Raw genomic sequence first — 26,102 nt, 5'->3', positions numbered from 1 at the left:
AGGCAAAGACTTTGTGGAGGATAGCATGCAACAGGAAAAGCCGCTTTGGGAGCCCTCTGAAGCGTTTCAGAAAAACACACCGCTCTACGCATTCATTCAGTCCTGCGGCGAGCGCGCCGGACGGGCATTTGACGGCTATGACGACTTTTATGCCTGGTCGATCGCGGATCGCGGCGCCTTCTGGTCGGCGGTGTGGGACGAATGCGGGATTCGCGGCGAAAAGGGCAGCATTGCTCTGACCGATACCGGGCGCATGCTGGATGATCGCTTCTTTCCGCAGGCGAAGCTGAATTTCGCGGAGAACCTGCTGGCCGGCGCCGGCGATGGCGACGCGCTGATTTTCCGGGGCGAAGACAAGGTGTCCTATCGCTGGTCGTGGAACATGTTGTCGCAGACGGTTTCCCGCCTGCAGCAGGCCTTTCGCGCGCTCGGTATCGGCGAGGGCGACCGCATTGCCGCGATGATGCCCAATATGCCGGAAACGGTTGCCTGCATGCTGGCGGCCACATCGATCGGGGCCATCTGGTCGTCCTGTTCGCCGGATTTTGGCGATCAGGGCGTGCTCGACCGGTTCGGACAGATCGAACCGAAGCTCTTTATTGCCTGCGACGGCTACTGGTATAACGGCAAGATGCAGGATGTGGCCGACAAGGTGCGCGCAGTCACCGCCAGGCTTGGCGTGCCATCGCTGATCATTCCCTATGCCGGCGATGCCAAGGCATTGGCGGCATCGATCAGCGACGCAAAGATGCTGGACGATTTCCTCGCGCCTTATCAGGCAAAGCCGGTGGACTTTGTTCAGCTGCCATTTTCCCACCCGGTCTATATCCTGTTTTCGTCCGGCACCACGGGCGTGCCGAAATGCATCGTTCATTCCGCCGGCGGCACGTTGCTGCAGCATGTGAAGGAGCATCGCTTCCATTGCGGCGTCGCCAGGGGCGAACCGATCTTCTACTTCACCACCTGCGGCTGGATGATGTGGAACTGGCTGATCTCCGGTCTTGCCTGCGGGGCAACGCTTTGCCTTTATGACGGCTCGCCCTTTGCGCCCGATGGCAATGTGCTGTTCGATTATGCCGAGGCGGAAGGCTTTACCGTCTTCGGCACCTCGGCCAAATATATCGACGCCGTGCGCAAGGACGGGCTGACGCCGAAAACCACCCATGACCTGTCCAAACTCAGGCTGATCACATCGACCGGCTCTCCGCTGTCGCCGGAAGGCTTTTCCTTCGTCTATGAGGGGATCAAGGACGATGTGCATCTGGCCTCGATCTCCGGTGGCACGGACATCGTGTCCTGCTTCGTTTTGGGCAATCCGCTCAAGCCGGTCTGGCGCGGCGAGATCCAGGGCGCAGGCCTTGGCCTTGCGGTCGATGTGTGGAACGACGAGGGCAAGCCGGTCAAGGGCGAGAAGGGCGAGCTGGTCTGCACCAGGGCCTTTCCGGCCATGCCGATCATGTTCTGGAACGATCCGGACGGGGCGAAATATCATGCCGCCTATTTCGAGCGCTTCGACAATATCTGGTGCCATGGCGATTTTGCCGAATGGACGGAGCATGGCGGCCTGATCATCCATGGCCGTTCCGACGCGACGCTCAATCCGGGCGGCGTGCGCATCGGCACGGCCGAGATCTATAACCAGGTCGAGCAGATGGATGAAGTGGCAGAAGCGATCTGCATCGGCCAGGACTGGCAGGACGACGTGCGGGTGGTGCTGTTCGTGCGGCTGGCTGCAGGTGTGACCCTGACGCCGGAGCTGGAAAAGGCCATCAAGACCAAGATCCGCACCGGCGCCTCGCCGCGTCACGTGCCGGCCAGGGTGATTGCCGTTGCCGATATTCCGCGCACCAAATCCGGCAAGATTGTCGAACTGGCCGTGCGTGAAGTGGTGCATGGCCGGGCCGTCAAGAACAAGGAGGCGCTGGCCAATCCGGACGCGCTCGACCTGTTTCGGGACCTGCCGGAGCTGAAGACGTAAGCTATTGCTATAAAAGGGTGATCTGTAATGCGTAAAGAGCCGGCACGACGATTTTTTTATGCCGACTTAATAGCCTGTTAATGGCTGTTGCCTACAACGGTCGGCAACTTGAGCGCGACTGATGAACACGTCGCGAGGGATCGTTCAGTCCCGGTTTGGCATGATGCCGATCACCCCCGGCTCTGGTTGAACAGCATAACTTTTACGGGCGGCTTCGGCCGCCCTTTTTTCTGCGGCACGATCGCTCGTGTCAGCGCTTGCCCTCGAGCGAGCGCGAGACCAGCAGCACCGGCACCAGCCCCGCCAGAATGATGATGATGGCGGCAACCGAGGCATCCTGCACGCGCGAGCGCGAGGCATCTTCATAGACCAGCGTGGCCAGCGTGTTGAAGTTGAACGGGCGCAGCAGAATGGTGGCCGACAGCTCTTTCAGCGTTTCGATGAAGACCAGCAGGGCGGCGGTCAAAACGGCCGGCCGCATATTGGGCATGAGCACATTTTTCAGGGTCTGCAAGCCGGTGCGCCCGAGCGTGCGCGAGGCCATGTCGAGATGCGGCGACAGTTTCTGGAAGCCGGCATCGATGGAGCCTTCCGCCATGGTGAGGAAACGCACGCTTGCGGCATAGACAATGGCAAAGCCGGTGCCCGACAGCAACAGCCCGGTGGACAGGCCGGCATAGTCGCGCATGACACCGTCTATGGCATTGTCGAGGCCGGCCAGCGGAATGAGAACGCCGATGCCGAGCACCGTTCCGGGAATGCCGTAGCCAAGGGCCGCGATCCGTCCGGCAATGGCGGTCGGGCGCGATTTTCCCACCCGGGCGGCATAGGCAAGGGCAAAGGCAAGCACGACGGTGATGGCGGCAGCCGACGACGACACCAGGATCGAATGGCCGAGCGCGGACAAAAGCCGGCTTTCGGCGAACTGGTCGATCCGGCGGGCGGCAAATTGCGCCATGACGCCGGCTGGAATGAAAAAGCCGATGACCACCGGCAGGATGCAGGCGGTGACGGCAGCCAGGCTGCGCCAGCCGGAAAGCCGGCGGCGCAACTGGTCGGGAACGGCAGCCGTGGTCTTGTTGCTGGCAAAGCGCTGGCGTTTGCGCGCGGCCCGTTCGACCGCCATGACCGCCACCACGATCAAGAGCATCACGCAGGCGATCTGGGCGGCACCCGACAGGCTGCCGCGATTGAGCCAGGTATCGTAGATGGAGAAGGTCAGCGTCTTCACCCCCAGATATTCCACCGCACCGATATCGTTGAGCGCTTCCATCATCACCAGTGTCAGCCCGATCATGATGGCAGGCCTGGCCATGGGGATCTGCACCCGCAGAAACACCTTGAGCGGCCCGGCACCCAGCGTGCGCGCCACATCGGCCGCAGCCCGGCCCTGCATCAGGAACATCGAGCGGCAGGCGAGAAACACATAAGGATAGAGCACGGCGCTCATCACCAGCACCGCACCGCCGAGCGAACGGATATCGGGAAAGACATAGTCCCGTGCCGACTGATAGCCGAACAGGCCGCGATAGAAGGTCTGGACCGGACCGGTGAAATCGAGGAATTCGCCGAAGGCATAGGCTGCCAGATAAGACGGGATGGCAAGCGGCAGCACGAGCGCGATGGACAAGCTGCGGCGCAGCGGAAAGTCGAAGGCGGTGACCAGCCAGGCGCACAGGATGCCGATGAAACTGGTGACGATGCCGGTATAGAACACCAGTTCGAAGGTCTGCACCGAGGCGCGCGGCACGACATTCAGCATCATGTGACGCCAGTTGTCGGTATCGCCGGAAAAGGCAATCCAGAAGATCGCCACAATGGGCATGGCAACGATGGCGGAAATCAACAACGCCAGCGGCGCCAGCCTGTTGACCGGTCGCTTTGTCGCGCCCAGATGCGCCTCAATGGGAGGCGCCTCCATGGGATATGTGGCCCGATCGCGCTGCAAACCCGCTATCCTTCATCCATCTCACCGTGCCCGCTCTAGCCCAAACCGGCGCGGAAGGAAACGGGGGAGGGGAAAAGGGTGGTGCGGGTGGAGGAGATGAGGCGCAATTGGCGGCAGTCGGTCGCCCGGTGCCGATATTGCATCGGTCGTAATAATCTCTAATCTCGCTTTTAGGCCCTGTTGACAAAGTATGGCAGCCAGATTTTAGCGGCGGCCAACGCGAGGAATGCCGAGAAGGATTCTCGGGTCTTATCGTATCGTGTCGCGACTCGACGGAACTGTTTGAGCCGATGGAACATCCGTTCGATGCGGTTTCGATCCTTGTAGGCTCGAAAGTCGCAGGGAGGCGGGTTCTTCCGGTTAGCCTTCGGAGGAATGACGGGCCTGTTCCCATGGATCAGCAGTTCCTCGCGCAGGAAATTGCCGTCATACCCTTTGTCGGCAAGAAACAACCTCGGTTTGCCGACCGGTATTGCTAGTAGAGCGGGAACTGCACTGTAATCCGAAGCCTCTCCGCCGGTCAGGATAAAGCCGAGAGGGCGTCCCTGACCGTCCGCGCGGGCGTGGATTTTCGTCGTAAAGCCGCCGCGTGATCGACCAAATGCCTCCTGATAAGTCCCCCTTTAGCGCCCGCAGCCTGAGAGTGGCCGCGAACAGTGGTGCTATCGATCATGTGTTGCCAGTCGTCCGCCAGCCCTAATTCCACGAGGGTTTCAAGGAGGGCGTCCCACACGCCTTGTTCAGCCCAGCGACGGAAGCGCACGTAAACTGAATTCCACTTGCCGTAGCGCTCATGCATATCGCGCCAAGGGCATCCGACCCGGAGAACATGCAGCATTCCGTTGAGATACCGTCGATTATCGTGAGCGGGGCGAGACTTCCTCCCACGCTCGGTTGGCAATAGCGCCTCGATAATCTTCCATTCCGTGTCGCTAACATCGCCTCTTGCCAAGACCATCTCCTAAAAGGCAGTCTTGAATCACGCTTTGAGCAAATTGGGAATCGGCCGCAGGGCTAAATAGATGGCGAAACCAACAGTCAACGATACCACGCTACAGGGCGTAAACTACTCGACGTGGGCCGAGGTTGAAACGACTATCAGCGGTCTTGCCGCTGAGACGCCAAGCCTCGCGCAGAGTACACTCGAAAACGCAAAGCTTTTCTCGAGGTTTGCCTCGGGGCGATATCTGACACCCGACGAGATCGTGTTGGGGTATTGGCCTACAATCGGACTTATGTGGTCGTCGACGACTCCGCCGATAGAGATCGAGATACACGAAGATCACTACGAGTTTTATCGGTTTTCTCAGGGAGCCACCGACATTCAGCATGTGGCCCCTACGTCGGGCAACTTTCCCGAAGCCCTAAAGCTTCTCCTTGACACGGCTATCCCGGACGCTCGCACGTGACATCAGTAGCTAACTACTTTGTCAACAGCGCCTAGGTCAAAGAGATTGCATGGGCTTCATTCTCACTTCGACGTCTTTTCCAGGGTCTTCATGTTCGTGCTCACAAAGCCAAATTTTGGCGCATCACATTGAATGCTGCGGTCGGCAAGACAAAGGACCGGTTTGACCCGCAATATGTCGCAGCCTCTGTGCTGCTGCATCTTCTCCTGCTTCCTCTGATATTGCTGTGGCCCCATCCCGCCGCAATGCCCTCTCCGCAGGAGGATATCCTTGATGTGCAGATTGTCACCCAGGCACCTGTGGTCGCGCAACAGAACCAAAGTCTGCTGCCACTGGCTGTCGTATCCAAGACTGGCAAATCCCGGCCAACGGAAGCGCAACAACCTCAGTCGGCATCTGCTGTGCCTGCAAAGCCCCCGACGGATTTATCGACCAGCGTCAAACCGACCCATATGCTGTCGCAAGACGTTCTTGCCGACCGCCGCAGCCTCCAGGCGAGGCTTGCCCTGGCCCAACTATCTCCCGCCGAGCAGGTCGAGCAGCTTTGCAATATCGAGGCCATGGCACAGGTCGGGCATTGGAATGGAAGCCTGCACCCCGATCGCGTCGTTGCCTATGCGATGGCTGGCACCCAACTCAAAGAGAACGCTTTTTCCGCAGACGGAGCTGCGGTGCACAGCCAAAGGGACTGGTACCGGCTCAAATTTCAATGTGGCTTGACCCCGGACCACAAGAAGGTGGTGAACTTCGAGTTCACAATGGGCGACCCAATTCCAAGGAAAGACTGGACGGAATACGGCCTGCCCGACGAAGAGGGAGAGCTCGATTGACGGCAAGAGAGTTGTGTCCGGATCGCGCTGCAAACCCGCTATCCTTCATCCATCTCACCGTGGCCGCTCCAGGCCAAACCACGGCGGCAGGAATCGGGGAGGGTGTCGAGCACGGTTCTTGTTGGAATATCTGCTATGGCAGGTTTGGGGGGGCGGTGGGGACTGTCCAGTGACGGAGCTCTGAACGGCGAAAGCGGACATCCAGGCATGTGGTGATGCGGTCCGAGTCCGGCCTTGAGCGGTCATGGCCATAAAGTCCGGGAGGCGGTACACGTTTGATCTCGGTATTCAGTCAGACAACCGACGATCGGGGATGCTGCAACAAGCGGTCCAGGCGAAGGGCTGCGTAGAAAAGAACGAAGGGCAGCAGAATGCTCGCTAATCTAGCCGCCACTCCCTCCTGATTTCTCCATCAGCGCGCTTGAGCAAGCGCGGCAGCGTCCGCTCCGGCAGGAAACCGAAGCTGATTGTCGGTATCGTGGACGGCCCGCCAAATCGCCTCTGCAACATCGTTTTCCGTTGTGGTCAGCAATGGATGTGCAAACGCCTCTAGGATTGGCCTTGCGAAGTCCGCATAGCCGCCGGGAAGGAGATCAGAGACGGGAACGATGGCATTCGCCCCAAACCGGGTGGTCGGTGCATAGCCCGGCTCGACGAGTTTCACGCGCACCCGGAAATGACCAAGCTCATGCGCCACCGAAGCCGAGAAGCCTTCGATGGCCTGTTTAGTGGCGGTGTAGGCTGCTGCGAGTGGGAATTCTCCCAACGCGACGCTTGATGTGACATTGATGATGGTTCCGGATTGACGCGCGCGCATCTGTGGGATGACCGCCTGGCACATCGCCATAACGCCGATCGTGTTGGTCTCGAAAAGCTGTCGAATGAGGGACATTGGCATCGCCTCGAATGCACCAACGCCGCCAAGCCCAGCGTTGTTGACCAGCACATCAATCGGACCAGCATTTTCGATAAGGCTGGCGATGCTCTCGGGGCTGGTGACATCGAGCGGCAGCACACGCAGCCGGTCAGTCTGGGCGAACAGCGACGGATCGGGGCGCCGCATGGTCGCGAGAACATTCCAACCTTGAGCGAGAAAGTGTTCGGCGGTGGCCTTGCCGTAGCCAGATGATGTGCCAGTGATGAGGATCGTCTTGGTCATGTTCGTCTCCTTGGTTGCGGTCAGATAGCAATAGACAGCAGTCTTGGGACGATCTATGGTTCATGATCCAAGAAAGATTACGGATCGTCCAAATATGGATCCCCTCAGCGATATCGTCACTTTATTGCGGCCGAGAGCCGCGATAGCAAAACCCATCTCCGGGCGCGGCACATGGGGCGTTCGCTACGAATCCTACGATGCACCCGGATTCACGCTCGTCCTGACTGGTGAAGCATGGCTCACATTCGGTGACCGGGAACCGCTCCGGATATCCGAAAACGATTTTCTCCTGTTGCCGACGACGCCCGCCTTCTCATTAGGTAGCCACCCCGGCGCTCCCTGCGTTGCCACAGAACCTCTGGCCGAAGCTGTTCGCCACGGCGAGCAGGAAGGAGAGCCTGAATTCGTGGCGCTGGGGGGAAGCTTCTCGATTGAAAGCGTCAACGCGCCGCTGCTGCTGGCGCTGCTGCCCGATGCAATTCACATCCCCGCTTCGGCGGGACGCGGGACGCGATTTGGCCGCGTAATCGAACTGCTCTCCGAAGAATGCGCTGCTGACTATCCCGGCAAAGATCTGATTGTCCAGCGCTTGCTGGAGACGCTACTGATAGAGGTATTGAGGTGGGACATTATCGGGACCAACACAGCCTCGGCGGGTTTGCTGAATGGGCTGCGCGATCCCGCCATGGCCCGGGTCCTGCGTGCAATTCACGAGGACGTTCGCCGGAGGTGGACGGTAGCCGATCTTGCGGGGGTAGCTGGCATGTCGAGATCGGGTTTCGCCGCGCGGTTCAACGAGACCCTCGGGTGCGGGCCAATTGAATATCTGTCTCGCTGGCGCATCGCTATTGCCAAGCAAGCCCTGCTGAGCGGTTCAAAGTCACTCGACCGGATCGCGGATGAAATAGGTTATGAATCTGCGAGCGCCTTTAGCACAGCGTTCAGCAAGAAGCTCGGCTGCTCCCCTGGCAGGTTCGCTAAAAGGCATGAGCTCAGTGCCAGCGCCAGCATTCCAGTGATCTAATGACGCTACCCGACGCAGACCGCCGCCCGTGATAGTCTCACATGTCCGCAATTGGCGCCAAGGCGACATGACATGCCATCTTCGGATGTCCGCTTTCGAGCGACTCAGCGGATCGCCTGAACATCCGACTTGACGGCGCAATCGCGGCGCTTGACGGTCAGGTCCACTTTCCCGCAAAATGCGGGACATGCTGTCCGGTCCTGCCGTCACCCATCGCTCACACCATGGCGCACCGCAAGGGGGTGCAACCCTCTTTGCTCCCATGCCTGGAACATATCGCTCTGCCACCCGTTTCTTATGGAGAGCGAATAGGCGCGGCGCGATGACGTGGACTGGACTTTCCCGGCATTTGACCGGATAGCAATGGCCACCGCGCCGCGTGGCTCTTCTCCTTGCAAAGACCGATATCGCCATGAAAACGCGACATCCGCTGATCCTCACCGCCCGCATTGCCGACGATGATCTGGCACCGTTCGACCGGCTGCGCAAAGCCCATTTTCCGCCGGAGCGGAATTTTCTGCATGCGCATCTGACCATGTTTCACCGGCTGCCCGGCGAATATGCGGGCCGCATCGTCGAGACACTCGAGCGGGTCGCAGCACTGCAAAAGCCGATCAGTGCACAGGTCACGGGTCTGCGTCATCTGGGCGCGGGCGTTGCCTTTACGATTGCCAGTCCTGAGCTTTATGAGGTCAGGCAGGCCTTGAGAGGCGCCTTCGTCGCCTGGCTGAATTCGCAGGACATGCATAAATGGCAGCCGCACATCACCATCCAGAACAAGGTTTCCAGAGGTGAGGCAGATCAGCTTTTCAAGGCGCTTCAGACACGTTTCGAACCGCGCCCAATCCGCATCGTCGGCCTCGACCTGCATGCCTATCTGGACGGCCCCTGGCGTCTGGACAAGTCCGTGACCTTTGGCGCTTAATCCTGAACTGGTCGCGGTCGGCTTGCCCTCAGTCGGCAAGAACCCGGGGTGAGGGGAAGGTGATTTCCACGAGCGTGCCTTCATTGGGCGTCGAGTGGATGGAGAATTGCGCGCGGTTGGCGTCGACCATGGCTTTGGTCAGCGGCAGGCCAAGGCCGGTTCCGTCGCCGCGGGCCTGCATGCCCGACGAGATCTGGCGAAACGGCTTCATCGCCTGTTCCAGTTCCGAGCGGGACATGCCGATGCCGGTATCGCGAATGCGCAGGCTCACGCTGCCATTCATCTCATAGGCCGTCGACACGATGATCTGCCCGCCCGACGGGGTGAAGCGGATCGCATTGGCGAGAACATTGAGCACGATCTGCTTGATCGAGCGCATGTCGGCCACCACCGACGGCACGGTCTGCGACAGCGAGGTGCGGATGATGACGCGCTGGCCATTGGCCTGCGGCTGCACGATGGAAACGGCCTGGGAGACCGTTTCGTTGAGGCCGACCGCGGTGAAATCGAGATCCATCTCGCCCGCCTCGATCTTGGAAATATCGAGAAGGTCGTTGACGATATCGAGCACATGGCGGCCGGAGCGGACGATATCGGTGGCATATTCGCTGTAGCGGGTATGGCCGATCGGTCCGAAATGCTCATTGGCCATCATGTCGGCAAAGCCGATGATCGCGTTGAGCGGCGTGCGGATTTCGTGGCTGACCCGGGCGAGGAAATCGCTCTTGTGGGAATTGGCGGTTTCGGCCGCGCGCTTGGCATTGCGCAGCTCTTCTTCGGTGCGCTTCCACTGGGTGATATCGCGGATCACCGCGCAGTAGCCGTTGGACGAGGTCAGCCTGCCGATGGTCATGAACAGCGGCAGGAAGCCGCCGGAAGCCTCGCGGCCGATCACTTCGCGCCCGTCGTTCAACACGCTGGCCACGCCATGACCGGCCAGGCCTGACAGGTAATCGAGAATGGCCTTCTGGCTTTCATGGGCAAACAGCATGACGAAGGGCTTGCCGCGCACTTCGGCATCTTCGTAATTGAACAAAGCGCCGGCCGAGCCGTTCATGGAGCGGATCTCGCCCTCGGACGAGAGGATCACCACGCCATCGGTGGCCGTCTCCAGGATCGAGCGCATCTCGTCCACTTCGACCTGGACCCGCGCCAGTTCGCTGGCCATGTCCTGCCTGCCCAGATCCTGGTTGGCAGCATCCGGCCTTGCGAGGTCGCTTGCAGGTATCGTCGTTTCCACGGGCACCAGCGACAGCATCAGCGCGCTTGCCCCATCCCAGCGGATCGATTGCAGCCTCGCCGAGACAGGCACCAGTTCGTCATCGGAGCGCACGGCCACGATGCGGCTTGCGGTCTCGGAGGCGCCTTCCAGATCCTGTCGCTGCAACAGCACATCCAGCCCGCCGGCCTTGCCGAGCGCCTCGACGCTGTCATAGCCCGAAAGTTTCAGGAATTCCGGATTGGCATGGATCAGCCGGTCGCCGACATGGACCAGCAGGGCCACCGGCATGGCATCCACCAGCTCGGCACTGAAGCCCACTTCCTTGCGGTTGACGGTGGAGGCAAAGACGGAGAAGGAGCGCGTATGCTCATCCTGCTCGTCTGGCGCCTGAATGGTCTCGTCGTGGTCTGCGTCGGACCTGCCTGCCTCGTCGGCTGGCGCGTCCACCGCGTCCGATGGAGCCTCCGTCGTCGCGGTGTCGTCGCGTTCATCGACGGTCGGTGTCTGGGCGGGAATGTCGTTGCGCTCGCTCGCCGCGTCGGCACTCTGGTCGCCTGTCATGACATCGTCTTCGGTCTGTTCGGCCGGTGCCTGTGTCCTGCTCGCGGCTGCCTGATCGCGAAGACCATGCGGATCGAGCTTGCGGGCGATCTCGCGGAAGGCGGCTTCCTCGCCGGGTGACAGACCGTCGCGGTTGCGGACACGATGATCCTGGAACCGGATGACCTTGTCGGACTGACGGCGGTTGGGCGTTTCAGCGAGCGTCAGGACCGGCGGTTCATCGCGCACGATCCCGGCGTCTGGCGCGTCCGCAGCCGGTGCGGTGTCGGTGTCGGTGTCGGGCTCGGCCTCTGCCGCGACATCAGTCTCGGTCTGCGCCGCAGTCTCGTCAGGCACTTCCTCGGCGTTCACCGCGGCGTCTTCGACATTCTGGTTGGCTGCAGGCTGGTTGGCTGCAGGCTGGTTGGCTGCAGGCATCTCGTCCGTCGCCGCTGCGGCGGAAGCCTCGGTTGGCTGAGCATTATCAGAGACGAAAGTCTTCGCCTCGGTCTCAGCCTCAACAATGCTGTCCGTCTCCTCTGCTGCGACCGTGTCCGCAGTGGCATTGCCGGCAAGCGTCAGGCCGGCGCCATCGGCATCGTCCACGGCATCGCTGATGCGCACGACGCCAAAGCCGCGGAAACCGTCGAAATCGCGGTTGCGGGTATAGGTGGGCAGGGCGGCAAGATCGACCGGCACGCGAAGGGCGGTTCCCTCGATCGGCCACAGGATGGTCTTGCCCGACCAGGTGTCGCGCTTGTTCAACAGGGCGCGCACCGTGCCTTCCGGGTCGAGATCGAGGCGTTCTGCCAGCTCGGCAAAGGACACGCCGTTAATGGCGGCCGCACGCGGCCCCACGGCTTCGGCAAATTCGTGGGAGACCTCGCTGAAACGGCCCTCGGCATCGATTTTCCAGACAAAGCGCGTGGCGCGGCTCTTCGGGTCGAACACGAAAGCCGGCACATCACCGGCGGCCTCCGCTTCGATGGCCTGCTCGGCCTTTGCGGCTTCCGGCTCGGCATCATCCGGCTCGACCGCAGTGGCAGGCGCATCCGCGACGGGGTCTTGCTCTGGCGCCGCGTTATCCTCATCGGCCGACATCATATCGACGACGGTGTCGATCAGCGACGAGGCAGGCTGCGCCGCGTTAACCATTTGGGCATCGGCATCTGTGGAAAACGTATCAAGATTAGCTTGCGGCGCAATCTCATTTTCGGACGAATCAATGTCATCCGGGCCGGCCTCGATGGTGTCGGAGCCGGTGTCGGTGTCGCGGTCATCGCCATCATCTGCGTCGAATGACGAGGCCGGTTCCAGCCTCTGATCGTCTGCGGGAGGTTGCGAGCTGTCGTCTTCGGCAAAGGCGGCGACGTCGTCGGTCTTGTCTTCCTCATCCGGCTCGACAGCTTCAGGCTTTGCCGCGAAAGGCGCGTCGCTTGGCACCTCCGGTGCCGCATCGGCCACGGCCGTGTCGGGCTGAGGGGCGGCACGCACTTCCGTTTCCAGCGCCTCGTCTGACGGGCCGAAATTGCCGAGGATGGTTTCCACCACGAACAACAGGTTGAGCGACGGTTCCTCGGAAATCTTGCCGATGGCAGCCGGCAGATAACCAAGCCGGGTCTGGATAGGACGCTTGAGCAGGCGGCTGCCCTCGCTATCGACCATGGTGACGAAACCGCGCGCGGTCTGGTCGGTAATGTCGAGCCTGGCAAAGCCCTCGGAGGCCGAAATCACCATGCCCTGATTGTCCAGCACCGCCATATGGGTATCGGGATCGTCAAAGCCCGACAACAGGCGGCGCGACAGTTGAAGCGGGCTCTGGGCGCTTTCGCCGGGCGGCAGCGAAAACAGGATGGCCGGTTCGCCGCGCCTGATCTCAATCATCTCCACCTGCGCCTGCACCGCCACACGCTGGAAGCCGGAGGGCACGCGCACGACCAGCGAGCGCGTGTCGCCGACAGCCTTGATCTGGCCGGCCGTCACGGCCAGCTGGCGGAAGGAGAGGTCGTTGCGGTTGGGGCCGTTCTCCAGGAATTCATAGATCAGCGGCGTGCCGAAAAAGGCAGCACCCGTGCCGTTTGCCCACAGCACACTGGCCATGTCCGGGGCAAAAAGCACCAGCGCCGAACCACGGGCAAGCTGGTCGCGAACCGCCGGGTGGACGGCAATATCGATGAATGGATACTGGGCAGCGGGCATGTTTGAACCTGTATTCGTAAAACAGCCTTATGGTGGCTTGTTAACAGATTTTTAATATCGACGCACGCCCTCCCGGTCCAGAACATGGGGCGTCATTTCAACGAACAGAGTTAATCGTGAAAATTTTAATTATTGTGCGATGCACAAAAGATGTTGCAATGCACAAATAATCGCCTATATTAGCGTCATGGACGATATATGGGGCGTCAACAGCGGCCCCGCAACCAATAGGAGATTTGATCCATGGCAGCGAAGACAGCAGACGTATTTTCCTTCTCCACCTTCGATCCGTCGAAGCTTCAGGAAAGCTTTCGTGACTACGCCGAAAAGGGCGCAGCCCAGTCGAAGGAAGCCTATGCCAAGATGAAGTCGGCAACCGAAGAAGCCACCAAGACCGTTGAAGCCACAATGCAGACCGCCCAGGCTGGCAGCGTTGAGCTCGGTCTGAAGGCCATCGACGCCATGCGCACCAATGCCGAGATGTCGCTCTCGCATATGGAAGCGCTGATGGGCGTGAAGTCGATTTCCGAATTCGTCGAATTGCAGTCCAATTTCTTCCGCAAGCAGGCCGAAACCACGGTCTCCCAGGCGAAGATGATGCAGGAAACAACCAAGAAGGTTGTCGAGACGACGGCACAGCCTGGCAAGAAAGCCGCCGAAAAGGCAATGGCGAGCATGAAGTCCGCCTGATACAGGCTCGATCCTCCCAAGGATGAATTGGGACCGGTGCATGATGTGCCGGTCCTTTTTTCTTGTCCTGAAGAAAGGGCTTGAAAATTCGTTCGTCACCCCGTATGTGACCCCTCACAAGCCGTTCGCGGCTTTTGTGCGGTTGTAGCTCAGTTGGTTAGAGCGCAGGTTTGTGGCACCTGAGGTCGGAGGTTCAATTCCCCCCAACCGTACCATTTTTCTCCCGAAATGTTCAAAACAGTAAATTCGCTCTGGTGCGAATAGGCTTCGCTTCGACGGCGGATTTCCGTGATCGGTGTGGCCAGTCGGATTAGTCGAATCCGCAGCAAGGCATTTACCCCACCTCACTCGCCCGAATAGGTTCCGCGCCGGATATAGGCGTCGGGGACGCAGCGGCGGGCGGTGTTGAGCACTGTCCTGGCCTCGGCCCTGGTTTCATAGGCGCCGAGCAGGAAGGTGTTGAAGCCGGGGCGGAAGCCGGAGAATTTGGCGGAAAAATCGTTGAACGGTTCGAACCCGCAGGCCCTGACCCGATTGCGGATCGCCTCGGAGGCGGTGTTGTCATAATCGGTTTCAAGCAGATTGCCGACGATCACCCAATAGCCGTCATCGCGGTCTGCGCTGGCGCCACCGGTGGTGGCGGCAAGCAGCAGGCTCGCAGAAAAGATGCGCTTCAACATCCTTGCCCCTTTCGATTCCCCTGAAAAATTTTTAGCCGATCAGGGCAGGGGGGTGAAGGCTTGGTCTATCAGAATAGAAGAAAATAGATGCCGCTTGCTGCAATCGCGCCGCCCAGAAGGCGCACCAGCTTGCCCTGCCAGATGCGGCCAAGGCCGTAACCGATGCCGATGCCGAGAATGTGGATGACGCCGGTGGAGACCACGAAGCCGACGGTAAAGGCGGCGGGATCGGCAGCGCGAAGCGTCATCTGTCCGTGCGGATAGCCGTGAAACAGCGCGAAAATGGCAACGATTAAAATGGCGGCCCAATCGGGCGCGCGCCATTGGGCGGCGATAGCGCCGCCCAGCACCATGACCGAAATGGCAATCACCGTGGTGATGACCGGATCGGGCACCAGACCCAGCATGCCGCCGACACCGCCCACGCACATGATGAGCGGAAAGGTGGCGGGCAGCATCCACACGGTGCGCCCGCCCATCTGCGCCCCCCACAGACCGACGGCCAGCATGGCCAGAAAATGATCGGCACCCGCCAGCGGATGGCCGAAGCCGCTGCCGAAACCGCCCATGGGGCCGCCAAGCACATGGGCAAAGGCAGGGGAAGGCAACATGCCCGTGGACACAAGCGCAAGGCCAAAGCCTGCCAGCCGGGCCAGAGCATGCTGAAGTCGGGATTGGCGTGTCATGGCAAGTCCTCGTTTTCCGCTCCGGGCATTAGGCAGCGATTTGGTCTACAAAGCGGCACAGTTCGGATATAGTCGAGCCGCATGCCTGAGCGCAATGTGGTTGGACAACCGCTTGTCCCGAACCCCATTGGCGAGAAGGCCTGACGAAATGGAGATCTGATCAATGGCTGTGTCGAAAGCCTCATCGCATATCGCTTGTCTGTCCCTTGCAAGTCTCATGGCGCTGGCCATGCTGCCCGGCACCGCAAATGCCCATATCCTGCAGGGTGAGACGGGCGGCTTTCTCCATGGTTTCGAGCATCCGCTCTCCGGCCTCGACCATCTGCTCGCCATGTTCTGCGTGGGCCTGTGGGGCGCGCAGATGGGCGGGCGCACCGTCTGGAGCCTGCCGATTGCCTTTCCGCTGATCATGGTCGCCGGGGGTATCATGGGCATTGCCGGCGTGCCGCTGCCGGCGGTGGAAAGCGGCATTGCCATGTCGATTATCGTGCTGGGCGCGGCCATTGCCTTTGTCTGGCGTCCGCCGGAATGGGTGGCGCTGGCCGTGATCGGCATTTTTGCGATTTTCCACGGCTACGCCCATGGAGCAGAATTGCCGACAGCCACCGATCCGGCCGATTTCGCCATCGGCTTCGTGGTGGCGACCGGCCTGATCCACATTGCCGGCATTGCCGTTGGCCTGGGCTTCCAGCGCATTCACGCCGGCAAGCTGTCGCGCGCGCTGGGCGGGCTGATCGGCATTGGCGGCCTTTATTTCCTGATCGCCTGACGGGCGTCTGGAACCGTGCCTTTATCCAAGCATGATGGACAATGGCGCCCTGTTGCCGGCACGAGCGCGCTGGCAATGGGGGCGCTTGTTCTCGTGGCATCGGCAGCACTGACCGCGCTTGCCGATGGCAGTCTCGATCACTGGCTGTTGTCGACGACGCTGACGGCGGAACGACTGCTGCCGCTGGCCGGGCTTGGGCTTTTTCTGGGGCAATGTCCGCAGACCCGGTTGAAGCCGGCAATCCTGCTGCTGCTTGCCGGTTTCGTCGGGGGCTATCTCGGCCACCAGCCGCTGATGCGGCTTTTGGCACCGTTGCCGTCAGCGCCGACCCATTATTTCCTGGTGGGCCCGATGGCCTGCCTGTTGACCGGCGCGCTGCTGGCGCTGCCACCTTCCATGCGCTTCCGGCCGGGCGTTTTCCTGCTGCCGGTGATCGGTGCAAGCCTTGCGCTGGCAATCCGGCTGTCGGATCCAAGCCTGCATGACTGGCGCTACCCGCCACTGGCCATGCTGCTGTCGGTCTGGCTGGTGTTTGCCATTGCCGGCCTGGCCCGTCTGGTCAACGCGCCCTGGAGCCTGATTGCCGCGCGCGTATTCGGAAGCTGGCTTCTCGCCATCGGCGCGCTCTATGGCGGGGCCTATATGGCGGCCAAGACGGTTGAACTGACGCCGCCGCCTTTCGTGCAGCCGGTTCGCGGCAGCGGCGACTATCCGGGCTTCGGCGCGGTGCTCCATGCCTTCGAACCTGCGGCGGGGGAGGGGCAATGATGCGGCCTGTCACGGCATTTCGAGGCTGGCGGAGAGCCGGATTGGCGGGCCTGATGCTGGCGCTAACGGCCATGCCGGCCGCCGCCCATCCCGATATCGCCGTGACCCTGCGCCTGCTCTTCAACCTGAACGGCGCCGCGCTGACCGGTATCGGCGAAAGCTGGACCTTCGACACGAGCTATAGCCGCGCCCTGATCGACCGCTTCGATCACGACCGCGATGGCGCCTTTGCCGAGGATGAAAAGCAGGCGCTGCGACAAAGACTGGTGGCGGATCTGGGCGGCGGTGCGTTCCTGAACACGCTGACGGCCGGCGATGAGACGGTGGCGCTTGGCGATCCCGCAGGATTCGATGCCGCAATTCATGGACCGGCTGTGACCGTGACCTTCGCCTTCAATCTCGACGCGCCGATCGGACTTGAGAACAGCCAGGCGAGCCTGATGGTGCGCGACGAGAGCTATATCGCTGCCTTTCGACTGGCAGACAGATACCCGGTCATGTTGCGCGGCGATCGAAATGGCAGTTGCCTTGTCAGGAGCGAGGCGGCACCCGACGCTGCCTATTTCGCCGGTCTGGTGGTGCCGGACCGTTTCATCCTTTCCTGCAAACCTGCCCGCTAGCCGCTGACGGTCGTGGTGAAGGTCGGATCGGAGCGGATGGTGTTGGAGACGGTGCAGACCTCGTTTTCGGCGCGCTCGGCAATCGCCTGTCGCGTCCGGTCATCGAGATCGCCGACAATGGTGAAGGCGATTTGGAAATGGCCGATCCGCGATGGCCCGTCCTCTGCCTTGTCGCCGGAAACGGCAGCGGTGATTTCGCTAATCCGATCCATGACGCCCAGTTCATGGGCGGCGATGCGCGCGCTCATGGCAAGGCAGGCGGCAAGCGAGGCATAGAGCAGATCGAGCGGGTTGAAGCCGGGCTGCGATGCGCCGGTGACAATGGCAAGCTCGCCTCCGGTTGCGGACGTGACCTGCGGAAAGCCCTGGCGCCCGAGAACGGCAGTGGCACCGACAGGGCGGGCTTTGAGTATGGCAGCAGTCATGGTGAGGGTCCTGACGGTCTGGGCGTGACGATGCCGGGGCGAGCCGGGTTACAGAAAAATTGCCCGTTCCGCATCGACGATCTCCTGCAGGAACTGGGCAACGGTGCGCACCCGCACAAGGGCGCGGGCATTCTCGTGATAGGTGGTCCAATAGGCGCGCGAGATTTCGATCTCCGGCAGAATGCGAATGAGATCGGGATATTGCCGGGCGATATATTTGTGCAGGATGCCGATCCCGGCACCCGAGCGCACGGCCTCGGTCTGGCCGGTGGCGCTGGAAATCTCGAAGCCGGCATTCCAGTTGCGCAGGATCTCGCCGGTATAATTGAGCGAGGCGGAAAAGATCAGGTCTTCCACATAGCCGATGCGCCGGTGTGCGGCGAGTTCGTCCACGGTGCCCGGCGCGCCATGGCGGTCAACATAATCGCGCGCGGCATAAAGGCAGAGCGCATAATCGGTAAGCTTGCCGGATATCAGCCGGCCATGCTCGGGCCGCTCGAGCGTGATGGCGATATCGGCCTCGCGGCTGGACAGCGAAAAGGCGCGCGGCACCGGCACCAGCTGGATTTTCAGCGCCGGATAACGCTCGGTCAGTTGCCCGAGGCGCGGTGCCAGGAAGGCCACACCGAAGCCGTCCGGCGCACCGATGCGCACGGTGCCGGCCACCGCATTATCGACATGGCCGATGCCGGATTGCGCCGCAAGCATTTCCATTTCCATGCGCTCGGCCGCATGCAGAAAGATCTCGCCCTCCGGCGTCAGCTCGCAGCCATTGGTGCGCCGGGTCAACAGCTTGGTCTTCAGCGTATCCTCAAGCGCCGTGACACGGCGCGACAGCGTGGCGTGATTGACGCCCAGCCGCTTTGCCGCTGCCAGAAACTGGCCTGCACGGGCCACGGCCAGGAATATGCGCACGTCATCCCAGTTCATGGGCAGTATCCGTTCGGGCGTGGGCAGGAAGGTTCGCGCGCAAATGCATCCCGTCCGTTTCAAGAAAATTGCACAACAATCGATAGTCTGATTGGCTCGCTTGTGCAATTGCCGCAATCAACACCGAGGCGTATCGCATGCGTCAGTCTCGATGCGGCGGGAGACCGAGCGCTGCCATGCGTTGCTCGAAATCGTCGGCGATATCGGAGAGGCGGATGCCGGCGAAGCGGTCGAGGAGGAGCGTCTCCGCCTCCAGCCGCGCCGATTGCAGCGCATCGTTGACGGCAATCTCGACCAGACAATTGGCATGATCGGAGGAGGGCACAAGGCAAAAGAGTTCGGGCCGGTCGAGGGCATTGTAGACATCGAGAAGCGTGATCGCGTTCAGGGGCTTCAGCAACGCCCAGCCGCCGCCATGGCCCTTGACGGACTGCACATATCCGCGCTCGCGCAGGCCCGCCATGGTGCGCCTGACCACGACCGGATTGGTGTTCAGCATCTTGCCGATCATCTCCGAGGTCATCGCTTGACCGCCGCGTTCCAGATGAATGAGCACATGCAGCATGCGCGATAGACGGCTGTCGCCTCGCATTTCGTTTTCCCGTCAGCTTTGAATTCCGGCCGTCACCCTAGCAACCGGAGGCTTTCGCAACAAGTGATGTTACGTGTATTGACGAGGGCAAAGATTCGTAACATAAAAAGATACATGAAAACGAACTGGAGCCATCGCATGTCGCAAACCCATGATGTCATCATTGTCGGCGGAAGCTTTGCCGGCCTTTCGGCGGCCCTGCAGCTGGTACGGGCGCGAAAACATGTGCTGCTGATCGATGCCGGTGCGCCGCGCAATCGCTTCGCCCCTGCCTCCCATGGTTTTCTGGGCCAGGATGGGTCAGCGCCGGCGCAGATTGTGGGCATCGCCCTTTCCCAGCTGCGTCGCTATCCGACCTTCGTCAAGATCGACGGCGAGGCGATGTCGGCGACTCCGGCGGAGAGGGGTTTCGAGGTGGAACTGTCCGACGGCCGGTGCGTGCAAGGCAAGCGGCTTGTTTTGGCCATCGGGGTTCGTGACCAGCTGCCGGAGATCGAGGGATTGGCGCCGCTCTGGGGCAAAAGCGTGCTGCACTGCCCCTATTGCCACGGTTATGAGATCGACGGCGGCCCCATAGGTCTGCTGGCCTCTTCGCCCCTTGCGCATCATCAGGGGGCACTTCTTCCCGATTGGGGCGCAACGACCGTATTTCTGCAGCCGGGTGTCGAATTTGCCGAGGAAGACACGGCCATGCTCATGAAACGCGGCGTGTCGATCCTGCAGGAGCCCGTGAGCCGGCTGATTTCTAAGGGCGAGGCGCTGCAAGCCGCAGAACTGGCCGATGGACGCCGCGTGCCGATCAAGGCCCTGTTCGTGCAGACCCGGGTCAAGCCGGCGTCGCCGCTGGCCGATCAGCTGGGCGCTGCCATGGAGGAGGGGCCGCAGGGCCCCTATATCAAGACGGACGAATGGGGTGCCACCAGCATTCCCGGTCTCTTTGCCGCCGGCGATGCCGCAACCCCCATGCACAATGCCACCTTCGCCAGTGCGGCTGGCGTGAAGGCAGGGATCATGGCGCATCGATCGCTGATCTGGCAGGGATGAGGGCAATTCCCGCAAACGGTTGCGCTCAGTTATCCCGTTCGGCGCGCGCCAGGCCATGGGCCACCAGGCGGTCGATGATATCGGCATAGCCGACGCCGCTTGCCGCCATGGCCTTGGAATACATGCTGATATTGGTGAAGCCCGGAATGGTGTTCACCTCGTTGACGAGGAACCGCATGTCCTCGGTCAGGAAGAAATCCACGCGCGCCATGCCGTCGCAGCCGAGCGCACGAAATGCCTTGGCGGCCATCTCGCGCATCGCCGCCTCGATCTCCGCTGGCACGTCTGCCGGAACCGTCAGGGCGGCACCGCCCTCATCGACATATTTGGCATTGTAGCTGTAAAATCCATGGCTTTCGGCGGGCGTAATCTCGCCGGGCCGCGAGACGAACAGACCGCCTGCCGGATCTTCCAGAACGCTGAATTCAATCTCGCGGCCGTCGATGAATTCTTCGGCGAGCAACGACCGGTCATATTGGAAACCTTCCGCAAGCGCGGGCAGAAACTCCTGACGTCCCGAGACCTTTCTGACGCCCACTGAAGACCCTTGCCGGGCCGGCTTGATGAAAAGCGGAAGCCCGATATCGTCTTCCAGTAAGGCAATATCGGCAGTCGCACTGTCGGTCAGCGTGGCGGATCGGGCAACCGGGATTCCGGCGGCGCGCAGCAACTGCTTGGCTATGACCTTGTCCAGGGCCGTTGCCGAGCCGAGAATGCCGCAACCCGCCAGCGGAACGCGTGCGACATCTGCCAGTCCCTGAACCGATCCGTCCTCGCCATAGGGTCCGTGCAGCACGGGAAAGAGGATGTCGATGATACCGGCTTGCGCCATTGCTCCGCTGCTGTCGATGGCGACCATGCGCCCGCGACCGCCGGGGATCAGGCAGACCTCCGTTCCGCTGTCGGGCTGCGACAGGGTGCCGTTTTCAAACCGGCTCATCAGCCAGCGCCCCTCGCGCGTCACGAAGATCGGGACCGGATCGTATGTGTCGGGGGCGAGGGCACTCATGACATTGGTGGCCGACAGGACGGAGACGTCATGCTCGGCTGAACGGCCGCCGAAAAGCACGGCAATTCGCAGCCTTTTGTTGGAAACTGTCATCTGGGGCTCCCGATCGGGGTGAGGAAAAGACGGTGGGAAAATATGGTGGCGTGGCGGGTTTCAAATCCGTGCTTGAAAGTGGATCGATAAAAATGCAATTTATTCCCGATTTGAAGGGCCACTTTGCATGCGGCGCCTGGGCCACTTGACGGGATGAGGCATGGATCTGAAGAGACGCCGGGAAAGTCCATCGGCTGGTTTTCACCCGAATATCGATCCCTCGTCGCCGGCCTCTCTGGCGCGGCAACTCTATCTCGATCTGCGGGGCGCGATCGCGAACGGACGTTTGAATGCCGGCCAGCGCCTGCCCTCCACCCGGCTGGCATCGACGGAATGGAGACTGTCGCGGGGGACGGTTGCCGAGGCCTATGACATCCTGATTGCGGAGGGCTATGCCGTCGCCCGCCACGGGTCCGGCACCTATGTCGTATCGGTCTCTCCGGAGACCTTTATCGGGACAGGCAAGCGCAAGGAACCGCCGCCGCATTCCACGCATCGCGGTTTGTCGCAGGGGGTGACACATGTGCTGCGGACTGGCCCCAGTCTGGAGCCGCAAAAGCCGTTGCCATTCGTGACCGGCCGGATTGCCCATGATGATAGAACGGCCGGCCTGCTCACCCGCATTGCAGGACGCCACATGAATTATGCCTTTGAAGGCTATGGCGATATTCAGGGCTTTCCCGAACTCCGGCAGGCCATCACCGCCCATCTGGCGGTATCGCGCGGCGTGACGTGCAAGGCCGATCAGGTCTTCATCACGGCTGGAACGCAGCAGGCGCTCGATCTGGCCTTTCGCGTTCTGGCCTCGCCCGGCGACACCGTTGTCGTTGAAGATCCCTGTTATCCGCCCGCCCGGCAGTGCTTGACGCTCAATGGCGCAAACATCATCGGCCTGCCCGTCGACCAGGACGGGGTGGTGACGGAAACGCTGGCAACAGGTGCCTTGCCGCCGCCCGCCTTGTTTTATGTCACGCCATCCAACCAGTATCCGGTCGGCTCCGTCCTATCCCTGCCGCGGCGGCTGGAGCTTCTGGCCTATGCAAGCGAGCATGGCTGCTGGATTGTCGAGGACGATTACGACAGCGAATTTCGCTATGACGGCCATCCGATTGCCTCTCTGCAGGGCCTCGATCAGGCCCGTCGCGTTCTCTATACGGGTACGTTCAGCAAGGCATTGCTGCCCAGCCTGCGGCTCGGCTATCTCGTCGTGCCGGCCGATCTCGTGCCGGTGTTCCGGGCCATTCGCCCGGCGCTCGACCGCTGTCCGCCCACCTTTCAGCAGCGCGTGGTCGCCGATTTTCTGAACGAGGGCTATTTCCCCTCGCACCTGCGCCGACTGAGGGAACGTCTGCGGGGTTCCAGAGATCTGCTGGCGGGTCTCCTGAAGGAGCGGGCCGGCGAACATCTTTCCGTCGTGCTTCCGGATCAGGGGATCAATCTGACCGTGCGCAGCACGGGCACCTGGGGGGATGACACAGCGGTCTCGGACGCCGCGTTGAAGCGCGGCGTTGTCGTCATGCCGCTCTCGCGCATGAATGTGGTCTCGCGCGACACCTCCAGATTGATGTTGGGTTTTTCCGGACTGTCTGAAGAGGAAGCGGATCGCGGCACGATGCTTCTGGCGGAGACATTCAGGCGAAGAGAGTTTTGAACACGGTCGGGCGAAAGAGGCACGTCTTGCGGCGACACTTTTGCGAAGGCGAAGCGGCTTGTTGGGGAGCGTTCACAGCGTGTTCAACGGGGCGGCTATGCCGCGATTGAGTGAGTTGGCGATGGTGCAACCCCCATGCACAATGCCACCTTCGCCAGTGTGGCTGGCGTGAAGGCAGGGATCATGGCGCATCGGTCGCTGATCAAGCCCGTGACCCAAAGTCCCGATTCGGAAAGGGTGCGCGGGGAAGGATGATTGGCGAGGCGCGTGGTCACGTCGTTTTCTGACTTTGATCAACGGCCATGGGGACTACCTGGTTCGCGAATGTCCGGGCTCGAGCGTTCCCCGATAATGCACGAGCAGGTCGCCTGTGATCGGTGCGGACAATTTTACGTCAAAATGAAAACGGCCATCGCGAACATATTCCTTTGCCTCGGAAACGGGCAGAAGCCATCGGGGCAGCGGGAGAGGGCCGAGCCTTCCTGATAAGACGGGGTAGTGCAATGCCTGGTCGCTTACTTCAAGTCCAAGCAGAAATGTGAACGGTCCGAAACGCTCGGTCATGCCCTTGCGCGTTGGCGTGAGTTTCGAGGTGAAGCGATAGTTTCCAAAGCAGCGGATCCAGATCTCGCCCGACGCTATGACGCGCTTAGTCACCTCGATGGTTGTCTGGTCAGAAGCCTTGGGAAAGCTGAAAATCCGAGCGATGAGGCGGCTCCACAGACTGGTGCCACGTTCGACACTGGCATGGCCGTTCCAGTAGGCGGTGTCCGCTGTCATGTGGGTGTTGCGGATGATCTGTGGAAGGGTCGCGAAACCTGACCCGAGCACTTTCGCAAAAATGGGCTCAAAAGTTTCGGACACGCGTTCGATTGAAACGTTGAGGTCGGACATCGCCGCCTCCGCTTCTTCCAATGTTATTGCACACAGTGCCGGGCCAGCGCCTACAGGGAGAATGTCACGGCGCAGCAAGGCCCGGGCGGCGATTGCCGGAATGAAAGGCCCATTGCCATCCTCTACCAACAGACGCCAGTAGCGCTTCTCTCCGCCGGAGATCACCATCACAGACATGCCGCCTGTTCCGCTGCCAAAGGGGGCCAGCAATTCGGCTGCATGTTTGACCGCATGCGCAATCGGTCCTGTCACGGGAAAGGGAAAAACGCGGCGAAACGCGGCGAAGAATGCGAGACCGTAGCGCATCACCGCCAGCTCGAGACCGGCACGGAAGAGTACCGTCCCTGCCTTAAAATAGCCGGGGAAGAGCACGATGTCTGGAACGGATATTTGCCAGCCTTGCCGGATTGTGCCGTCAGGTAACTTATAGTCTGCTGGATCCGACCAGCCGGTGGTTGTCAGCCACGAACCGCCGCGCCAGACCTGCATGGGGCTTCCCGCTTGCGTGAGAATGGAATGGATCACCGACAGCCCGCGCGGGCTGCGATTGCCGGGTAGGATGGCGGTGTCGATCATAATGGGAGCGTCGTTGGCCGCCAAGGCCCGGACGGCGGCGCTGGACAGCGCAGGCACAGTCGAAAGGCCAGACAGAACACAAATCCCGGCAGTGCGCGCCGCAGCGTCGAGTTCCGCAATGCCCGCGCAGAACCCGGCATCGTCGGACAGGTCGAGATAGTGCATTTGCGCTGTAATTGCGGCCTGCGCCAGCCGGTAGCGTTCGTCACCGTAGGAATGGAATGGACCGGCAGCATCGATCACCACCTGATGGCCCGCCAATTCCGTCAAATTGCCCTTGCGATCCATTTGGACGGCGGCACAGTCCAGTTCGGCAGCCAGACGTTTCGCCGCTCTGAGATCGCGTCCCGCAATGGTGACGGTATGACCATCGCGCACCAACAAGCGTGCGAGTCGCTCTCCGAAAACGCCATAGCCGCCTAGCAGGAGTACTTTCATCGCATAAGTCGTTTTTGCAGTCTGGGATCAGGAAGGGCACACAGGTCACTACGACCGAATATCGCATAGCGATTGCGCGCCAGCCAGTTATAGAGTTTGTGCCGCACACCTTTTGGAAACAGCCTCAAGATGGCGGTCATGTGCCCCCATCCTCCGAAGGTTCGACCTGCATGTATCACGGCTTCGAAATCCGTGTGTACAATGCCGTCATCGAGAAAGAGCCAGCTTGACGGGTCATCCGCTTTGAAGCCGTAATGGTGCAGCAATGCGGAACCCAAAGGTGACTGGATCGGGCATATCCGCACCGTACCCGAGCGGTCGAGCCGGTTGATCATGCGGGCGCCCCACGAACAGATTGCGCATTGGGCGTCCATCACAGCAACCGGCGCACTATCGTCGAAATCAGGAACTGTGGGGTCATCCCTGTAGGAAAAACGTTTGGTCATGGCAATTACGCTATCGATGTGGAAATGAGCGACTATAGCGGAGAGGTGGAGAAGGTCTAGCGCGCTGGAGAAAGCCGGCCCCATTCGGTGGGATGCGCCCGTCTCGACCGGGGAGACGGCTGCCGATGGGTGCAGTCGAGGCACGATGCTTCTGGCGGAGACATTCAGGCGACGAGAGTTTTGAACACGGTCGGGCGAAAGAGGCACGTCTTGCGGCGATACTTTTGCGAAGGCGAAGCGGCTTGTTAGGGAGCGTTCACAGCGTGTTCAACGGGGTGGATATGCCGCGATTGACTGAGTTGGCGATGGTGCACCCCCCATGCACAATGCGACCTTCGCCAGTGCGGCTGGCGTGAAGGCAGGGATCATGGCGCATCGATCGCTGATCTGGCAGGACTGACGATCATCGATGATGATGATGAGGGCGGCAGGCGTCCAAAGCTGCCTGTCCTGTCTCCTTCTATGTCGCGGCGTCGCCGGATCGATGCTAGTTTCCGCTGGGGAGGCAGCATGCAATCGTGCCCTCCCCAGCCGGGAGGAGGAGGCGGCCGGGCAGC

The 26,102-nt window shown here is 61.1% G+C and carries 22 protein-coding genes, 1 tRNA gene and 1 pseudogene; 12 read left to right on the top strand and 12 right to left on the bottom strand.

Translation table 11 applies throughout. The annotated features are described in order from the left end of the window. The first annotated feature begins 25 nt into the window (after window positions 1-25). Window positions 26-1,978 (top strand): acetoacetate--CoA ligase, encoded by a 1,953-nt coding sequence (locus tag ACWPM9_RS17385; protein WP_484755976.1) that lies wholly within the window; start codon window positions 26-28, stop codon window positions 1,976-1,978. A 250-nt stretch (window positions 1,979-2,228) separates the two neighbouring features. Here the strand turns inward: ACWPM9_RS17385 and ACWPM9_RS17380 are convergent, their stop codons facing one another. Both ACWPM9_RS17380 and ACWPM9_RS17375 read right to left on the bottom strand, forming a co-directional pair. Further along, window positions 2,229-3,803, bottom strand: a complete 1,575-nt coding sequence (locus ACWPM9_RS17380) for an ABC transporter permease (protein WP_484757674.1) — start codon at window positions 3,801-3,803, stop codon at window positions 2,229-2,231. A gap of 293 nt (window positions 3,804-4,096) precedes the next feature. Then, window positions 4,097-4,878: pseudogene (locus ACWPM9_RS17375) on the bottom strand (IS5 family transposase). 70 nt (window positions 4,879-4,948) lie between these two features. On the opposite strand from ACWPM9_RS17375, the gene ACWPM9_RS17370 reads away from it, so the two are divergent. Both ACWPM9_RS17370 and ACWPM9_RS17365 read left to right on the top strand, forming a co-directional pair. Beyond that, a complete protein-coding gene (locus ACWPM9_RS17370; protein WP_484755975.1) occupies window positions 4,949-5,335 on the top strand; it encodes a hypothetical protein in 387 nt (128 codons plus the stop codon). A gap of 128 nt (window positions 5,336-5,463) precedes the next feature. Then, window positions 5,464-6,165, top strand: a complete 702-nt coding sequence (locus ACWPM9_RS17365; RefSeq protein WP_484755974.1) for a DUF930 domain-containing protein — start codon at window positions 5,464-5,466, stop codon at window positions 6,163-6,165. A 412-nt stretch (window positions 6,166-6,577) separates the two neighbouring features. Here the strand turns inward: ACWPM9_RS17365 and ACWPM9_RS17360 are convergent, their stop codons facing one another. Further along, complete coding sequence (locus ACWPM9_RS17360; RefSeq protein WP_484755973.1) at window positions 6,578-7,324, bottom strand: SDR family oxidoreductase; 747 nt, start codon at window positions 7,322-7,324, stop codon at window positions 6,578-6,580. Between the two features lie 94 nt (window positions 7,325-7,418). On the opposite strand from ACWPM9_RS17360, the gene ACWPM9_RS17355 reads away from it, so the two are divergent. After that, on the top strand, window positions 7,419-8,348 hold the full coding sequence (locus ACWPM9_RS17355; protein WP_428186482.1) for a cupin domain-containing protein: 930 nt from the start codon (window positions 7,419-7,421) through the stop codon (window positions 8,346-8,348). Window positions 8,349-8,727: 379 nt separating this feature from the next. Beyond that, a complete protein-coding gene (locus tag ACWPM9_RS17350; RefSeq protein WP_484755972.1) occupies window positions 8,728-9,273 on the top strand; it encodes a 2'-5' RNA ligase family protein in 546 nt (181 codons plus the stop codon). 28 nt (window positions 9,274-9,301) lie between these two features. Here ACWPM9_RS17350 and ACWPM9_RS17345 read toward each other — a convergent pair whose 3' ends face one another. After that, window positions 9,302-13,234, bottom strand: a complete 3,933-nt coding sequence (locus ACWPM9_RS17345; protein ID WP_484755971.1) for an ATP-binding protein — start codon at window positions 13,232-13,234, stop codon at window positions 9,302-9,304. A 243-nt stretch (window positions 13,235-13,477) separates the two neighbouring features. On the opposite strand from ACWPM9_RS17345, the gene ACWPM9_RS17340 reads away from it, so the two are divergent. Together ACWPM9_RS17340 and ACWPM9_RS17335 are read left to right on the top strand one after the other, a co-directional pair. Beyond that, complete coding sequence (locus ACWPM9_RS17340; protein WP_428185892.1) at window positions 13,478-13,924, top strand: phasin; 447 nt, start codon at window positions 13,478-13,480, stop codon at window positions 13,922-13,924. Between the two features lie 138 nt (window positions 13,925-14,062). Continuing rightward, window positions 14,063-14,139 (top strand) — tRNA-His (locus ACWPM9_RS17335). A gap of 129 nt (window positions 14,140-14,268) precedes the next feature. On the opposite strand, the gene ACWPM9_RS17330 is transcribed toward ACWPM9_RS17335, so the two are convergent. Both ACWPM9_RS17330 and ACWPM9_RS17325 read right to left on the bottom strand, forming a co-directional pair. After that, entirely contained in the window at window positions 14,269-14,604 is a 336-nt protein-coding gene (locus ACWPM9_RS17330; protein ID WP_428185867.1) for an SPOR domain-containing protein, read from the bottom strand. Between the two features lie 68 nt (window positions 14,605-14,672). Further along, the gene (locus ACWPM9_RS17325; RefSeq protein ID WP_484755970.1) at window positions 14,673-15,290 is read right to left on the bottom strand and encodes a HupE/UreJ family protein; all 618 of its coding nucleotides are present in this window, start codon (window positions 15,288-15,290) and stop codon (window positions 14,673-14,675) included. A 163-nt stretch (window positions 15,291-15,453) separates the two neighbouring features. Here ACWPM9_RS17325 and ACWPM9_RS17320 point away from each other — a divergent pair, with 163 nt between their 5' ends. Genes ACWPM9_RS17320 through ACWPM9_RS17310 form a run of 3 tightly spaced genes read left to right on the top strand, consistent with a single transcriptional unit; the run spans window position 15,454 to window position 17,447 of the window. Further along, window positions 15,454-16,059, top strand: a complete 606-nt coding sequence (locus ACWPM9_RS17320) for a HupE/UreJ family protein (RefSeq protein WP_484755969.1) — start codon at window positions 15,454-15,456, stop codon at window positions 16,057-16,059. Window positions 16,060-16,074: 15 nt separating this feature from the next. Beyond that, window positions 16,075-16,827, top strand: a complete 753-nt coding sequence (locus ACWPM9_RS17315; protein ID WP_484755968.1) for a hypothetical protein — start codon at window positions 16,075-16,077, stop codon at window positions 16,825-16,827. Then, complete coding sequence (locus ACWPM9_RS17310; RefSeq protein WP_484755967.1) at window positions 16,824-17,447, top strand: DUF1007 family protein; 624 nt, start codon at window positions 16,824-16,826, stop codon at window positions 17,445-17,447. Before ACWPM9_RS17315 ends, ACWPM9_RS17310 begins: the two co-directional genes overlap by 4 nt. Here ACWPM9_RS17310 and ACWPM9_RS17305 read toward each other — a convergent pair. The 3 genes from ACWPM9_RS17305 to ACWPM9_RS17295 form a co-directional block, all read right to left on the bottom strand. Continuing rightward, the gene (locus ACWPM9_RS17305) at window positions 17,444-17,872 is read right to left on the bottom strand and encodes an OsmC family protein (RefSeq protein WP_484755966.1); all 429 of its coding nucleotides are present in this window, start codon (window positions 17,870-17,872) and stop codon (window positions 17,444-17,446) included. The genes ACWPM9_RS17310 and ACWPM9_RS17305 overlap by 4 nt on opposite strands. Before the next feature lie 48 nt (window positions 17,873-17,920). After that, entirely contained in the window at window positions 17,921-18,802 is an 882-nt protein-coding gene (locus ACWPM9_RS17300) for a LysR family transcriptional regulator (RefSeq protein ID WP_428185861.1), read from the bottom strand. Between the two features lie 142 nt (window positions 18,803-18,944). Then, window positions 18,945-19,394, bottom strand: coding sequence for an Rrf2 family transcriptional regulator (locus ACWPM9_RS17295; protein ID WP_484755965.1), 450 nt, complete (start codon window positions 19,392-19,394; stop codon window positions 18,945-18,947). Between the two features lie 138 nt (window positions 19,395-19,532). Between ACWPM9_RS17295 and ACWPM9_RS17290 the strand changes: the two genes are divergently transcribed. Beyond that, window positions 19,533-20,438: an NAD(P)/FAD-dependent oxidoreductase gene (locus ACWPM9_RS17290; protein WP_484755964.1), complete on the top strand. Its 906-nt coding sequence runs from the start codon at window positions 19,533-19,535 to the stop codon at window positions 20,436-20,438. A gap of 25 nt (window positions 20,439-20,463) precedes the next feature. On the opposite strand, the gene ACWPM9_RS17285 is transcribed toward ACWPM9_RS17290, so the two are convergent. Then, a complete protein-coding gene (locus ACWPM9_RS17285) occupies window positions 20,464-21,540 on the bottom strand; it encodes a D-alanine--D-alanine ligase family protein (RefSeq protein WP_484755963.1) in 1,077 nt (358 codons plus the stop codon). 160 nt (window positions 21,541-21,700) lie between these two features. Here ACWPM9_RS17285 and pdxR point away from each other — a divergent pair, with 160 nt between their 5' ends. After that, window positions 21,701-23,191, top strand: a complete 1,491-nt coding sequence (gene pdxR / locus ACWPM9_RS17280; protein WP_484755962.1) for a MocR-like pyridoxine biosynthesis transcription factor PdxR — start codon at window positions 21,701-21,703, stop codon at window positions 23,189-23,191. A 309-nt stretch (window positions 23,192-23,500) separates the two neighbouring features. Here pdxR and ACWPM9_RS17275 read toward each other — a convergent pair whose 3' ends face one another. Then, window positions 23,501-25,099, bottom strand: a complete 1,599-nt coding sequence (locus ACWPM9_RS17275) for a DUF4166 domain-containing protein (RefSeq protein ID WP_484755961.1) — start codon at window positions 25,097-25,099, stop codon at window positions 23,501-23,503. Beyond that, window positions 25,096-25,545 carry a thiol-disulfide oxidoreductase DCC family protein gene (locus ACWPM9_RS17270; RefSeq protein WP_484755960.1) on the bottom strand — a complete coding sequence of 150 codons (450 nt, stop codon included), beginning with the start codon at window positions 25,543-25,545 and terminating at the stop codon, window positions 25,096-25,098. Before ACWPM9_RS17270 ends, ACWPM9_RS17275 begins: the two co-directional genes overlap by 4 nt. Window positions 25,546-26,102: the final 557 nt, after the last annotated feature.

The sequence above is a fragment of the Agrobacterium sp. H141 genome (assembly GCF_057158725.1).
The sequence above is the reverse complement of the archived record's forward strand: the minus strand, read 5'-3'. Positions and strand labels throughout refer to the sequence as shown.